Annotated in this window: 11 protein-coding genes; 6 read left to right on the top strand and 5 right to left on the bottom strand. The window is 38.8% G+C overall.

What is annotated here, in order from left to right:
- Positions 1-17 precede the first annotated feature (17 nt).
- A complete protein-coding gene (locus MKY27_RS11500) occupies positions 18-467 on the bottom strand; it encodes a universal stress protein (RefSeq protein ID WP_339195177.1) in 450 nt (149 codons plus the stop codon).
- A gap of 107 nt (positions 468-574) precedes the next feature.
- On the bottom strand, positions 575-1165 hold the full coding sequence (locus MKY27_RS11495) for a biotin transporter BioY (protein WP_339172252.1): 591 nt from the start codon (positions 1163-1165) through the stop codon (positions 575-577).
- Positions 1166-1366: 201 nt separating this feature from the next.
- On the opposite strand from MKY27_RS11495, the gene MKY27_RS11490 reads away from it, so the two are divergent.
- Positions 1367-2830, top strand: a complete 1464-nt coding sequence (locus MKY27_RS11490) for a YdiU family protein (RefSeq protein ID WP_339195174.1) — start codon at positions 1367-1369, stop codon at positions 2828-2830.
- A gap of 115 nt (positions 2831-2945) precedes the next feature.
- On the opposite strand, the gene nspC is transcribed toward MKY27_RS11490, so the two are convergent.
- The 3 genes from nspC to proC form a co-directional block, all read right to left on the bottom strand.
- Positions 2946-4106 (bottom strand): carboxynorspermidine decarboxylase, encoded by a 1161-nt coding sequence (gene nspC / locus MKY27_RS11485; RefSeq protein WP_339176625.1) that lies wholly within the window; start codon positions 4104-4106, stop codon positions 2946-2948.
- 32 nt (positions 4107-4138) lie between these two features.
- A complete protein-coding gene (locus tag MKY27_RS11480; protein WP_339195172.1) occupies positions 4139-5368 on the bottom strand; it encodes a saccharopine dehydrogenase family protein in 1230 nt (409 codons plus the stop codon).
- Between the two features lie 202 nt (positions 5369-5570).
- Positions 5571-6380, bottom strand: coding sequence for a pyrroline-5-carboxylate reductase (proC, locus tag MKY27_RS11475; protein WP_339195170.1), 810 nt, complete (start codon positions 6378-6380; stop codon positions 5571-5573).
- A 341-nt stretch (positions 6381-6721) separates the two neighbouring features.
- Between proC and MKY27_RS11470 the strand changes: the two genes are divergently transcribed.
- From MKY27_RS11470 to yihA, 5 genes are all read left to right on the top strand, one after another.
- Positions 6722-7711, top strand: a complete 990-nt coding sequence (locus MKY27_RS11470; protein ID WP_339195168.1) for a DUF3196 family protein — start codon at positions 6722-6724, stop codon at positions 7709-7711.
- Between the two features lie 108 nt (positions 7712-7819).
- On the top strand, positions 7820-9109 hold the full coding sequence (gene tig, locus MKY27_RS11465) for a trigger factor (RefSeq protein WP_339172239.1): 1290 nt from the start codon (positions 7820-7822) through the stop codon (positions 9107-9109).
- Between the two features lie 533 nt (positions 9110-9642).
- Entirely contained in the window at positions 9643-10914 is a 1272-nt protein-coding gene (clpX, locus tag MKY27_RS11460; protein WP_339172238.1) for an ATP-dependent protease ATP-binding subunit ClpX, read from the top strand.
- Between the two features lie 257 nt (positions 10915-11171).
- Positions 11172-13514: an endopeptidase La gene (gene lon, locus MKY27_RS11455; RefSeq protein WP_339172235.1), complete on the top strand. Its 2343-nt coding sequence runs from the start codon at positions 11172-11174 to the stop codon at positions 13512-13514.
- Positions 13514-14095: a ribosome biogenesis GTP-binding protein YihA/YsxC gene (yihA, locus tag MKY27_RS11450; protein WP_339172233.1), complete on the top strand. Its 582-nt coding sequence runs from the start codon at positions 13514-13516 to the stop codon at positions 14093-14095. The genes lon and yihA overlap by 1 nt, the downstream gene beginning before the upstream one ends.
- The last annotated feature ends 105 nt before the right edge of the window (positions 14096-14200 follow it).

Raw genomic sequence — 14200 nt, 5'->3', positions numbered from 1 at the left:
CACCTCATAACCTATTTTTATATTTCTGGTGTACGCACAATTAAAACATCGCAAGTTGCATGTCGAACGATTGCTTCTGTAGTGGAGCCCATGAATATCTGCTCGGCCGCATTCGATCCTGTGGCACCGCAAATGATAATATCTGCCGGCGCATGTTCTGAAAGCTTTCTTGCTAAAATTGTTTTAGGCGTCCCTTTTATTAAAATTTTATTGACCGCAGGAATGCCGGCTTCTTTTGCTTCCAATTCATAGCGGTCCAATAAAACTTCACCATGTTTTCGAACCAATTCAACCATATTATCGTAAAGCATATCAAAAGATGCGGAGAAGCTCGTATCGATTACATGGATAATGTGAAGAGTCGAACCGATATTTCGTTTTGCTATATCAATTGATTTTTGAAAAGCAAGTTCGCTTATTTCTGAACCATCTACTGCAACAACGATATTTTCATAATGATTTGCCATAACAAATTCCTCCTTCATCTATTGAATAAAGTATATCAAATATATGAACCTCGGTATAACGATGACGCCGAGAACATGAGATGAGGAGTCGCCATCAATCTACTATATTATTTTGTAGGCAGGATTTTCAGGATCTTTTGAATACGATATGCAAAGAATCCGGCAAAAATTGAAAGAATAATATCTTTAGGCATTGGAGGAATCATCCAAAGCCATGCCATTTTGAAAGTAAAACCTTCAGGTGCGGATGCCCATAATGTATAGGCAAAATACATCCACGTTGTTCCTATAATATAGTTAACTGCCATCGCAACTAACGCACCAATAATATAGGCAAGTCGCGTTTGAAACTTTTCGGCAATTTTACCGGCAATATATGCACTGATAATAAATGTTACGATAAAGCCGAAAGTCGGAAGCAGAATTGCCGAAAATCCACCTGTGAATTTAGAAAATACCGGTGCCCCTGCTAATCCAATAAACATGTATACGGCACATGCAATGGCACCTTTTTTTGATCCAAGCACTAAACCTGCTAATATTGCAAAAAATGCTTGTAAAGTTATCGGCACACCACCGACCGTTAGAAACGGTACGAACGAAGTAATATTTGCTCCTACCATAATAAGTGTCGCAAAAAGTGCACTATAAATTAAATCAATCGTTTTAAAACTTTGTGTTTTGTGAACAGTCTCCATAAATTACTCCCCTTATTGTTAACTTCTATATTATTTTAGTTAACATAAATATAAAATGAGGATTGTTTTGTGTCAACTTTTATTTTCGATAGGTTAACATATTAAATGAGCTTTTTTATAGAAAGGTCGGACGTAATTTTGGTTAACTTGCATAAAAAAGTTTATAATAAGTGCATCTTTGAAAGAAATGAGGCGAAAACAATGACAGATAAAAAGAAGAATTTCGGTTTTCGTTTTAATAACAGTTACATGGAGTTGCCGCAAACTTTTTATTCCCATGTAACGGCTAATGAAGTGACATCACCTTCCATCGTCATCTTTAACCGGACATTAGCAGAACAGCTTGGTTTAGAGGCTCAGGAACTAAAAGAACATGGTGCCGCTATTTTGGCAGGACATGAAATGCCGGATGGTGCTGCGCAAATTGCACAGGCCTATGCGGGTCATCAATTTGGTCATTTTAATATGTTGGGCGACGGAAGAGCGTTATTACTGGGAGAGCATCTTACACCGAATGGAGAACGATTTGATCTTCAATTGAAAGGATCCGGTCGTACACCGTATTCTCGTGGCGGTGATGGACGAGCTGCACTCGGCCCGATGTTGCGGGAATTTATCATCAGTGAGGCAATGCATGCACTTTCGATTCCGACAACACGCAGCTTAGCTGTTACTGCAACAGGGGATGTTATCTATCGGGAGACAGCTTTGGAAGGCGCTGTTTTAACTCGTGTCGCTTCAAGTCACTTGCGGGTCGGTACGTTTCAATATGCGGCTGCATTTGGTGAACCGGAAGATTTAAAAGCTTTGGCGGATTATGCAATAGAGCGCCATTATCCTGAGCTATTGCAGCAAGAAAACCGCTATCTTGCATTTCTTGAATCAGTGCTTGACAGACAAGCGGCCCTTATAGCGAAATGGCAAAGTGTCGGCTTTATTCATGGTGTAATGAATACGGATAATATAACGATCAGCGGTGAAACAATTGATTATGGTCCATGTGCGTTTATGGATACATATGATGTGGCAACGGTATTCAGTTCGATTGACCGTCAAGGGCGTTATGCCTACCGCAATCAGCCACCGATCGCATCATGGAACTTAACACGTTTTGCCGAGAGTTTACTGCCGCTCCTTCATGAAAAGGAAGAAGAAGCAGTCCAACTGGCTCAAAATACTCTTGGAAAATTCCCATCTATGTATGAAGCTTATTATTACAGTGAAATGCGGGAAAAATTAGGTCTGCTTTCGATTGATGAACAGGATGAAAAGCTGATTGATAATCTGCTGGATTTAATGGAAGAACACGAGGCGGATTATACAAATACATTCCGTGCATTGTCGGAAGGTAAGCGACCGAACAATGACTTGTTCCAGTCAGACGCCTTTAAAAAATGGGAAGAAACATGGTTTGAACGGATCGGACAGCAGGACACGACGATTGAAGAAACGATGCAAGTAATGCAGTCTGTTAATCCAGCCTTTATTCCTAGAAATCATTTTGTGGAACAGGCAATTGATCAATTTGCTGAAGGTGACCCATCAATGTTTGCGGAGATGCTGCAAGTGCTGACAAGTCCGTTTAGCATGACAGAGCAGTACAAAAAATATACAGAGCCGCCGACAGACGAAGAACCACCGTTTGTAAGCTATTGCGGGACATAAAAAGGAGCACGGTACAACGTATAAGTTGTTGCCGTGCTCCTTTTTTATTAGCTAATAAAAAAACATCCATTTCTTCAAAGAGAGAATGGATGTTTTTGTTACCCTGTATTGTTAATTAAGATAGACGGTTACGGTAGTCTTCATATTGGAATGTACGAACTACTTTTACACCATCTTGTTCATTGTATGTGCAAATACTTGGTAAATTTACACCGTTGAACATATGCGTTTTTACCATTGTATAATGGGCCATGTCCGTAAAGACAAGTTTATCGCCTGCTTGAAGCGGTTCATCAAAAGAATAGTCTCCGATAATGTCACCTGCTAAGCAAGTCATACCGCCTAATCGATAAGTGTAAGCTTTTTCGTTTGGCTGACCTGAACCGATAATATGCGCGCGATAAGGCATTTCAAGTGTATCCGGCATATGGCAAGTAGCTGAAGAGTCGACAATTGCAAGCTCCATACCGTTATGCACGATATCAAGCACTGTTGCCACTAAATACCCTGTATTCAGTGCAATTGCTTCACCTGGCTCTAAAATTACTTTTACACCATATGTCTCTTGGATACGGTTGATTAAGCTGATTAATAGCTCAACATTATAACCTGGTTTCGTAATATGGTGACCTCCGCCGAAGTTGATCCACTTCATTTGATGCAAGTATTCACCATATTTCTCTTCGAAGTGTACTAAAATACGCTCCAGTACTTCAGCGCCTTGTTCACACATTGCGTGGAAGTGAATGCCTTCAACACCGTCAAGTTCATCCGGACGGAATGACTCCACCGGAATACCTAAACGCGAGTTAATATAGCAAGGGTCGTACAGAGGTGTTTCCACTTCTGAATAACCAGGATTTACACGTAAACCAATTGAAATATTTTTCTCGTGATTTAACACTTTGTCTTTGTATTTATTTAACTGATCAAATGAGTTAAATACAATATGGTCGACATACGTTAAATATTCATCGATTTCATGCTCTGCATAGGCAGGGGCATATGCGTGCACTTCCTTGCCGAATTCTTCGAAACCAAGACGTGCTTCAAATAGTGAAGAAGATGTGATCCCCGCTAAATAATTGCGCGCCATCGGAAATGTTGACCACATAGAAAAGCCTTTAAGTGCAAGTAAAATATCACAATTCGTACGATCTTGTACAGATTTTAATAGTTTTAAATTGCGCTCAAGTAATCGCTCGTCCACTACGAAGGCAGGAGATGGTGCCTGTGACCAGTCGATCCCTGTTTCTTCAGCAAGTGCAGCCGCCATCACAGGTTTTTTCACATTTTTGATGTCTGTCATTACGCTTTTTCTCCAGCAGAAGTGAATTCCAAGTCGATTAATTCAGGGTTTTCTGTTTCGTGCCATGGTAATCCCCATTTATTTAGTGCATCCATGAATGGGTCCGGATTGAAGTCTTCCACATTCCATACACCTGGTTTTTGCCATTCGCCGTTCATTACAAGCATAGCGCCGATCATTGCCGGTACACCAGTTGTGTAGGAAATCGCCTGTGAGCCAACTTCTCTGTAGCATTCTTGGTGATCACAAACATTGTATACATAGTAAGTTTTTTCTTTACCGTCTTTAATACCGCGAACGATACAGCCGATGTTTGTTTTACCTTTTGTAAGTGGACCTAATGTAGCTGGGTCTGGTAAAACAGCTTTTAAAAACTGGATTGGCTGAATCATTTGTCCTTGGAATTCGATTGGCTCAATTGAAGTCATACCTACATTTTCAAGAACGTTTAAATGTGTTAAGTATTTTTCACCAAACGTCATCCAGAAGCGGATTTGTTTTAAACCTTTAATGTTTTTCGCTAAAGATTCTAATTCTTCATGGTATAGAAGGTAGCAATCTTTTTCACCGATTTCCGGTAAGTTATAAACTGTTTTATATTCTAAAGGCTCCGTTTCAACCCATTCGCCATCTTTCCAGAAACGTCCGTTCGCAGTAATTTCGCGAATGTTGATTTCAGGGTTGAAGTTTGTTGCGAATGGAAGTCCGTGGTCCCCACCATTTGCATCAACGATATCGATGTAATGAATTTCATCGAAATGATGCTTTTGTGCATGCGCTGTGAATACGCCTGTTACACCTGGGTCAAAACCTGAACCTAGAAGCGCAGTAATCCCTGCTTCTTCAAAACGCTTTTTATACGCCCATTGCCATTTATATTCGAATTTAGCAGTATCTAAAGGCTCGTAGTTCGCTGTATCTACATAGTGAGTCTTCGTTGCTAAACATGCATCCATAATAGTTAAGTCTTGATATGGTAAAGCTACATTGATCACCACATCTGGATTAAATCCATTGATTAGGTCAATTAGTTCCTCGGTGTTATCCGCATCCACTTGTGCTGTGTGAATAATCGTTTTTCCACCATCTAATTTTTCTTTTAAAGCATCACATTTTGATTTTGTTCGACTTGCGATCATAATCTCTTCGAATACTTCTGAGTTTTGTACACATTTATGTACGACAACGCTAGCTACTCCACCAGCTCCAATAATCAATGCTTTACCCAATTTCTTGTCACGCTCCAAATCTATAATTTTTTGGTTTCATTTTTGAAACAAGATTGATTATATAGAATAGTACGGTAGTTAGCAATTATGTTCTCGAATTTTTTTTAGGAGAATTTAGAGAAATTTAAATCATAATTTAATATCATTTTTGTCTAAAGAAGAAAAAGCCCAGTGAGAAGTCAATTCCACTGGGCAGATATTTCTATTTAACTGTCTGTTTTTGCAAAAAGCTATCACGATTTGTAACGGCCTCAACAGCTTCATAAATTGTACTTTCAAAATGATTGACTTGAAGGGAAGTGACACCTTGAATTGTCGTTCCTCCTGGTGAACATACTTGATCGATCAATGCCCATGGGTGAGATTCGGACTGTAATACCATTTGCGCACTGCCTAAAACAGAGCTTGCTGCAATTTGAAGAGCCATATCTTTTGGCATTCCTTCACGAACTGCCGCACGTGCCAATGAGTCGATATAAAGGTAAGTGAAGGCAGGGGAAGCACAACCGATTGTTGTAAAGATTGAGAACAGATTTTCAGGAAGCTCGACAATTGTTCCGACTGTAGCAAATAGCTTCTCAACGATTGCTTTTTGATCGGTACTAGCTTTCTGAGTTGAGTAACAGCTTGTCGATGCCCCGATTGTAGCGTTGATATTCGGCATAACGCGGAAAATAGATGTTTCGCTTCCTAGTTCTTCGTGTAAATAATCGAGCGATTTTCCGGCAGCGATTGAAATGACGATATGGTTATTTGTCAGATGTTGTTTAATTGCAGGTAAAACCTCTTCAAACATTTGAGGTTTAACAGCGATAACAATAACATTCACTTGTTTCATTAACTGTTCAATCGAATCAGTTGCCTGAATGCCGTATTTATCTACTAGGTCATCCGTTTTTTCGCGGCTCCGATTCATCCCGTAGACATCAGCAGCATTAAACTGCTCGCTTGTAATCATGCCGTGAATAATCGCGCCAGCCATGTTTCCGAGACCGATAAATCCAAATTTCATTTTTAAAGCCTTCTTTCAATTAATAATTATATTTAATACGTAAAATATCATAGCGCTTAGTATACCGCACTGGTCGGTCAATGCAACCAGAACGACTTTTTCCAAGCTTATAATGATGTTAATTCAGTTGCAATCCTCAATAAAACGGGTTATTTCCACGTAAGAACGGGAACATTGAGTGAAAAGGAGAACGATTTCGGATTAAATCACGCATTCGAGTAATAAATTGTATATAACGATAATTTTTGAGTACTTATTGTTGGAATGTATAAACAACGTTAAAATAAATGCAATGGACGAAGAGTGCAGCTGCATTACTTTGTCGCCGATGGAGTGATTAGATGAAGGAAAACAAAAAAAATAAGGGTCAGGGAAAAGTAATTATTTTTCCGGGGATGATGGACCGGTTACTTAATGAAGCGAAATATTTGGCCGAAAATAACCAATACAAAGAAGCGAATGAGTTATTTGAGCAAGCTTTGTTGCTAGGTGAAGGGGATGAAGTGTCACTTAGTATATTTGCATACTCTTTATATGAAGAAAAAAATTTCGAACGTGCCAAACAAGTATGTGAGGAACTGCTTGCGATAGGTCCTAACATGTACTTTGAAGTGATGGAACTGTATTTAACTATCTGCATGCAGTTACGCCAATTTAAACAAGTTGAAAAAATTATCGAATCATTGTTTGATGAACAATTAATTCCTGAACATGAAGCCGAAAAGTTTGAAAGGCTTAAGAACCTGAATGCGCATATCGCCGAAAATCAGGAATCTCATTTTCAAGCACCAATTATAGAAGGTGACGAACTAGAGGAATTTACGGCAGCTGAATTTTTAGAAATGTCCGCACAACAGCAAATGATGCGTATCCATGAGCTTACGGAAAAAAATATCCGTCCGTATTCAGAGGAATTGAAAGCGGTCATTGAAAATGAGTCAATTCAACCGTTTATAAAAAGTTTATTGCTTATTCTTCTTGTTGAACAGGAAGTTAATTTGGATGTAACTGTATCAAAATTTGGTCAGTCCAAAGCATTGAACCCAGTGGATTTTCCGTTGCCGACAGAGCTGCCTCGATATAAGGAAATCTCGGAAAAAATTGCGGAACAGTTAGCGCAGGAGCCCTCGACATTGGAGTTTGCGATGCACTTGATCGACAAGCATGCAATTGTCCTTTACCCGTATGAATGGTCAGGATACGCCACTGAAGAAGTCGCTTCAGGCTATATTGATTATGTGAAAACAATGTTTGGTGAAGAGAGAGAAATGAATGATGAAATAGTAACTTTTTTACAAAACATAGAAAAAATGTCGGATTTGCAAGAGTAGTGAAAAAAGTTGAAACATTGAGCATCTATGTTATACTAAAATGGTTGTCAAACAATATATATGACAGTTTGTTTAATCAAACGAATGTTAACTTTGGAGGTAATATATATGTCAGTAAAATGGGAAAAACAAGAAGGTAACGAAGGTTTATTAACAGTTACTGTAGAAGCTGCAGAAGTTGATAAAGCTTTAGACCAAGCTTTCAAAAAAGTAGTAAAACAAATTAACGTACCAGGTTTCCGTAAAGGAAAAATGCCTCGTAACGTATTTGAAAAAATGTACGGTGTAGAAGCTCTTTACCAAGATGCTTTAGAAATCGTTATCAATTCTTCATACCCAGTTGCTTTAGACGAAGCTGGTATTGAGCCAGTTGATTACCCAGAAATCGCGGGTACTGAGAATTTCGCTAAAGGTACTGACTTCACATACACTGCAACAGTAACTGTGAAACCAGAACCTAAATTAGGTGAATATAAAGGTTTAGAAGTAACAAAAGGATCAGCTGAAGTAACAGACGAAGAAGTTCAATCTTTAATCGACGCTCAATTAGCTAAAAAAGCTGAATTAGAAATTAAAGAAGATGAAGCAATCGTTGAAGGCGATACAGCTGTAATCGATTTCGAAGGTTTTGTTGGTGAAGAAGCATTCGAAGGCGGTAAAGGTGAAGACTACGCATTAGAAATCGGTTCTGGTTCATTCATTCCAGGTTTCGAAGAGCAATTAGTAGGCGCTAAAACTGGTGAAACGAAAGATGTAGTAGTTACTTTCCCAGAAGAGTACCATGCTGCTGAATTAGCTGGTAAAGAAGCGAAATTCGTAGTAACAGTTAAAGAAGTTAAAACAAAAGTATTACCAGAATTAACTGATGAGTTCGCTAAAGAAATCGATCCAGAAGTTGAAACTGTAGAAGCATTACGTACTAAATTAAAAGAAACAACTTTAGCTAACAAAGAAGCAGACGTTGAAGCGTCTTTACGCGACGAGTTAGTTGAAAAAGCTGCTGCTAATGCAGAAGTTGAAATTCCACAAGGTATGATCAACACTGAAGTTGACCGTATGATTCAAGAATTCGGCCAACGCTTACAAATGCAAGGCATGAACTTAGACTTATACTACCAATTCTCAGGTCAAAACGAAGAAGCATTACGCACTCAAATGGCTGAAGAAGCTGTAAACCGTGTACGTGTATCTTTAGTTTTAGAAGCAATTGGTCAAGCTGAAAATATTGAAGTATCTGAAGAAGATATCAATACAGAAGTTGAAAAAATGGCTGCTCAATTCGGTATGTCTAACGACCAAATTTTAACTGCTTTAGGTGGAACTCAAGTTCTTGAGAACGATATCCGCACTCAAAAAACAGTTGAATTCCTAGTTGAAAACGCTAAAATTTCAAACTAATTATTTGTTTTGAGTTATCGAATTTAAATTCGATCCTGTACTGATTCATGACCATGGTGAATCAAGAATCAGTACCGACAAGTATCGGTTTTATTACTGGGCTACCGTCTCACATAAAGGTAAAACTAGTACGGATTGAATAAAATGAGATTTTGACAAGGTACGGTATTCCCGTGCCTTGTTTTCTACCTTTGAATACATACATATAATAGTTGGTTCATTTGAATATTTAATGATAAAAAGTTACAATATAAAGTGAAACTTAAATCAGTGGGGTTCTTTATCTCCCACTGATTGTTAGTTGAACGAATCGGGCTTTTACGGGTAGTTGATTTCCCGTCTTTCCTATCGCTGTACTTTAGTCGAAAGGCGGGAATCATACTACCCGTTAATGCGGGATAACTTCATTAACTATTGAACAGCCAACAAAGTTTAATAGGACATAAAATAAGCTAGTAACAACGCGCAATCAATTTATTTGATAAAACAACTAGAATCTTGTAAGATTGTTGCTTGAATAGGGGTGAACCAAATTGTTTAAATTTAATGATGAAAAAGGCAATTTAAAATGCTCTTTTTGTGGTAAGCCACAAGAACAAGTTCGTAAACTGGTTGCAGGACCAGGCGTATATATTTGTGACGAATGTATCGAACTATGCTCGGAGATCGTAGTGGAAGAGTTAGGGATCGAAGAGGAAATCGAGTTCAATGAAATTCCAAAACCTAAAGAGATTTTAAATATTTTAGGTGAATATGTAATCGGACAAGAACGTGCAAAAAAAGCATTGGCAGTTGCTGTATATAATCACTATAAACGTATTAATTCGAATTCAAAAATTGACGAGGTTGAATTATCAAAATCGAATATCGTATTAATCGGACCAACTGGTAGCGGTAAAACTTTACTTGCTCAAACGTTGGCGCGTATTTTAAATGTACCATTCGCAATTGCTGACGCGACAAGCTTAACTGAAGCAGGTTATGTTGGTGAGGATGTTGAAAATATTCTTTTAAAACTAATCCAGGCTGCAGATTATGATATAGAACGTGCAGAAAAGGGTATCATTTATATTGATGAGATTGATAAGGTTGCTCGTAAATCTGAAAATCCATCTATTACACGTGACGTATCAGGCGAAGGTGTACAACAGGCATTACTGAAAATTTTAGAAGGTACAGTTGCAAGTGTTCCACCACAAGGCGGACGTAAGCATCCACATCAGGAGTTCCTTCAAATCGATACTTCGAACATCCTATTTATCGTAGGTGGCGCATTTGATGGTATTGAAACAATTATTAAACGTCGTCAAGGTGAAAAAGTAATTGGATTTGCTTCAACACAGAACAAAGGGATCGATGAAGATGCTTCAATTATGTCTCAGCTAATTCCTGAAGACTTATTGAAATTCGGTTTAATTCCGGAATTCATCGGACGTTTACCTGTATTGGCTACTTTAGAGCAGTTAAATGTTGATGCATTAGTACAAATTTTAACTGAGCCTAAAAATGCTTTAGCAAAACAATACCAAAAAATGTTGGAGCTGGATGATGTTGCACTAGAGTTTGAAGATGAAGCCCTTGTCGAAATTGCCAAATTGGCAATCGAACGCAAAACAGGTGCCCGTGGTCTTCGTTCAATCATCGAAGCGACAATGCTTGATGTAATGTTTGAATTGCCTTCACGTGAAGATATTAAAAAATGTATCATCACAGCTGAAACAATTCGTGATAAAGCAGAGCCAAAATTAATTTTGGATGATGGTTCTGAATTGAAAAAAGATGACAACAAAAAAACTTCAGCTTAATTTATAGCTGAATGGATTCCAACAATGTAGCTGACTTAGACTTCACAAGCAAGTCCAAAGTCAGCTTTTTCTTACAAAACGTATATACATAAAGTTTCGGGTATTTTCGCCGAATGTTACAGATTTTGAAGCGTTATTTATGGTTATTCCAGTATTTAGAGCACATAAACTCGGAAAAATCTGGACACAGTTACGCTAAGGCGTAATTGACAAGGAACTAACACATACTTATATTGCGGGTTGTTTTTAAGATTTGGATGGAGGTGAATACCCGCGTGACAAAAAAATTAACTAATATGCCAGTTTTACCGTTAAGAGGACTTCTTGTATACCCAACGATGGTTTTACATATTGATGTGGGTCGGGAACGTTCTATTGCTGCACTAGAACATGCGATGCTTGAAGATAGCACAATCTTTTTAGTAACTCAAAAAGATCTACGTGTTGATTCACCGGGAAAAGCAGATCTTTATAAAATGGGAACATTAGCGAAAGTAAAACAAATGCTAAAACTTCCAAATGGAACATTACGTATTCTGGTTGAAGGTTTAAACCGTGCGGAAATGGTTCGTTATGAAGATTCCGGTAAATTTACAACGGCAGATTTAGAACTATTTGAAGATGAGCTGCACAAAGATGCGGAAACCGAAGCTTTAATGCGTACGGTATTATCGTATTTTGAAAAATACGCAAAATCTTCAAATAAAATTACGACAGAAACAATCGAATCGGTGCTTGATATTGAAGAACCGGGCCGTTTAGCGGATGTCATTGCTTCTCATTTACCTTTCAAGATTAATGAAAAGCAAGAAGTGCTCGATATAACGAACATTAAAAAGCGTTTAGATCACTTAATGATTCGTTTGCATGACGAGCAGGAGATATTAAATCTCGAGAAAAAAATCAGTACAAAAGTGAAGCAGGCGATGGAGCGCACACAGAAAGAGTATTATCTGCGTGAGCAAATGAAAGCAATTCAAACAGAGCTTGGTGATCGCGAAGGGAAAACGGGAGAAATTGCCGAACTTCGTAAAAAAATCGATAGTGCCGGAATGCCTGAGTCTACACAAAAAGTTGCATTAAAAGAACTGGATCGCTACGAAAAGCTGCCTGCTGCAAGTGCAGAGAGTGGTGTCATCCGCAACTATTTGGAATGGCTTGTTTCGATTCCTTGGACAGAAAAAACGGAAGACCGTATTGATATTGCGTATGCAGAAGAAATTTTAAATCGCGATCATGATGGCTTGGAAAAGGTAAAAGAGCGTGTTTTAGAATATTTATCAGTACGTCAATTAATGAATTCATTGCGCGGTCCGATTTTATGTTTAGCAGGACCTCCGGGCGTAGGTAAAACGAGTTTAGCGCGTTCTATTGCAGAAAGCCTTGACCGTAAGTTTGTCCGTGTTTCACTTGGCGGTGTGCGCGATGAGTCTGAAATTCGTGGTCACCGTCGTACGTATGTAGGCGCAATGCCGGGACGTATCATTCAAGGAATGAAAAAAGCAGGTACGACAAATCCTGTATTTTTACTTGATGAAATTGATAAAATGTCAAATGACTTCCGTGGAGACCCATCTGCTGCTATGCTGGAAGTACTGGATCCGGAGCAAAACAATACATTCAGTGATCACTTCATTGAAGAGCCATACAATTTGCAGGATGTATTATTTATCGCAACAGCAAATGATTTAAGTACGATTCCTGCACCATTACTGGACCGTATGGAGGTCATTAATATTGCGGGTTATACAGAGTTCGAAAAAGTAGAGATTACGAAGAACCACTTGATTCCGAAGCAGATGAAGGAACATGGTTTAAAGAAAACGCAAATGGCAATGAAAGATGAAGCCATTACGGATTTAATTCGTTACTATACACGTGAAGCTGGTGTTCGTGGGTTAGAACGTCAAGTTGCAACGGTTTGCCGTAAAGCTGCGAAAAAAATCGTATCCGGCGAAAAGAAAAAAGTAACGGTCAACTCAAAAGTATTAGTAGATATGCTTGGGAAACACCGCTTCCGCTATGGACAGGCGGAAATGGAAAACCAAGTAGGTGTTGCGACAGGTCTTGCCTATACGACAGTCGGTGGAGACACATTGCAGATTGAGGTTTCATTAACACCTGGTAAAGGTAAATTAATTTTAACAGGGAAGCTTGGCGATGTAATGAAGGAATCCGCTCAAATAGCGCTTTCATTTGTCCGCACATTAACTAATGATTTAGGTGTCGATGCGGATTATTTCGATCAGCACGATATTCATGTCCACGTTCCGGAAGGTGCAGTACCTAAAGATGGCCCGTCAGCAGGTATTACGATGACGACTGCAATAGTTTCTGCAATAACTGGAAAAGCAATTAAACGCGAAATTGGAATGACGGGAGAAGTAACATTACGTGGTCGTGTACTGCCGATCGGTGGCTTAAAAGAGAAATCATTAAGTGCTCACCGTGCGGGATTGACGACGATTATCATTCCGCAAGACAATGAACGTGATATTGATGATATTCCTGAAACAATTCGTGAGCAACTCACATTTAAACTAGTTTCACAAGCGGAAGAAGTTCTTGCGCTCGCACTAGATGGAGGTTTTAATAAGTAATGAAAGTCCATAACGTAGAAATGATCGGCAGCTTTGTCCGACCAGAACAGTTCCCGGAAGACGGGCTACCTGAATTCGCTTTAGCGGGTCGTTCAAATGTCGGCAAATCTTCGTTTATCAATCGTATGATTGGCCGTAAAGCAATGGCGCGTATTTCGTCAAAGCCTGGTAAAACACAACAGCTGAACTTCTATAAAATTGAAGAACAGCTCTATTATGTTGACGTACCCGGCTACGGCTATGCAAAAGTTTCAAAATCAGAACGTGCAGCATGGGGAAGAATGATCGAGCAGTACTTTATGAGTCGTGAACAGTTAAGAGCGGTTGTCTTAATTGTTGATATCCGTCATAACCCTACTTCAGATGACTGCATGATGTATGATTTTTTAAAGCATTACAATATCCCGGTAATCGTTGTCGCAACGAAGGCCGATAAAATTCCGAAAGGAAAATGGGATAAGCATAAAAAGATTGTTCGCGAAACATTACAAATGGAAAAGCAAGATCCATTAATTGTGTTTTCTTCTGAAAAAGGTCTTGGTTTTGAAGAAGCCTGGGCCGAAATTGAATCACGCATGTAAACAATGCAACCCCGAATTAACTTTCGGGGTTGTTTTTATTTGGGCAATTTTCCTGTTTGAAATAATAATAATTACTTGATATTCATAGTATTTTGCCGATAAAGG

This window comes from Solibacillus sp. FSL R5-0449 (assembly GCF_037975215.1).
In the GTDB taxonomy this organism is placed as follows: domain Bacteria; phylum Bacillota; class Bacilli; order Bacillales_A; family Planococcaceae; genus Solibacillus.
Note: the sequence above shows the minus strand (reverse complement) of the source record. Positions and strands in the feature narration are given on the sequence as shown.

What these genes read in the sequence shown, in the direction of transcription:
- yihA (WP_339172233.1), top strand. Translation starts at nt 13,514, where the DNA reads ATGAAAGTCCATAACGTAGAAATGATCGGCAGCTTTGTCCGACCAGAA.
- lon (WP_339172235.1), top strand. Translation starts at nt 11,172, where the DNA reads ATGGAGGTGAATACCCGCGTGACAAAAAAATTAACTAATATGCCAGTT.
- tig (WP_339172239.1), top strand. Translation starts at nt 7,820, where the DNA reads ATGTCAGTAAAATGGGAAAAACAAGAAGGTAACGAAGGTTTATTAACA.
- nspC (WP_339176625.1), bottom strand. Translation starts at nt 4,106, where the DNA reads ATGGCGGCTGCACTTGCTGAAGAAACAGGGATCGACTGGTCACAGGCA.
- MKY27_RS11470 (WP_339195168.1), top strand. Translation starts at nt 6,722, where the DNA reads ATGAAGGAAAACAAAAAAAATAAGGGTCAGGGAAAAGTAATTATTTTT.
- MKY27_RS11500 (WP_339195177.1), bottom strand. Translation starts at nt 467, where the DNA reads ATGGCAAATCATTATGAAAATATCGTTGTTGCAGTAGATGGTTCAGAA.
- proC (WP_339195170.1), bottom strand. Translation starts at nt 6,380, where the DNA reads ATGAAATTTGGATTTATCGGTCTCGGAAACATGGCTGGCGCGATTATT.
- MKY27_RS11495 (WP_339172252.1), bottom strand. Translation starts at nt 1,165, where the DNA reads ATGGAGACTGTTCACAAAACACAAAGTTTTAAAACGATTGATTTAATT.
- MKY27_RS11490 (WP_339195174.1), top strand. Translation starts at nt 1,367, where the DNA reads ATGACAGATAAAAAGAAGAATTTCGGTTTTCGTTTTAATAACAGTTAC.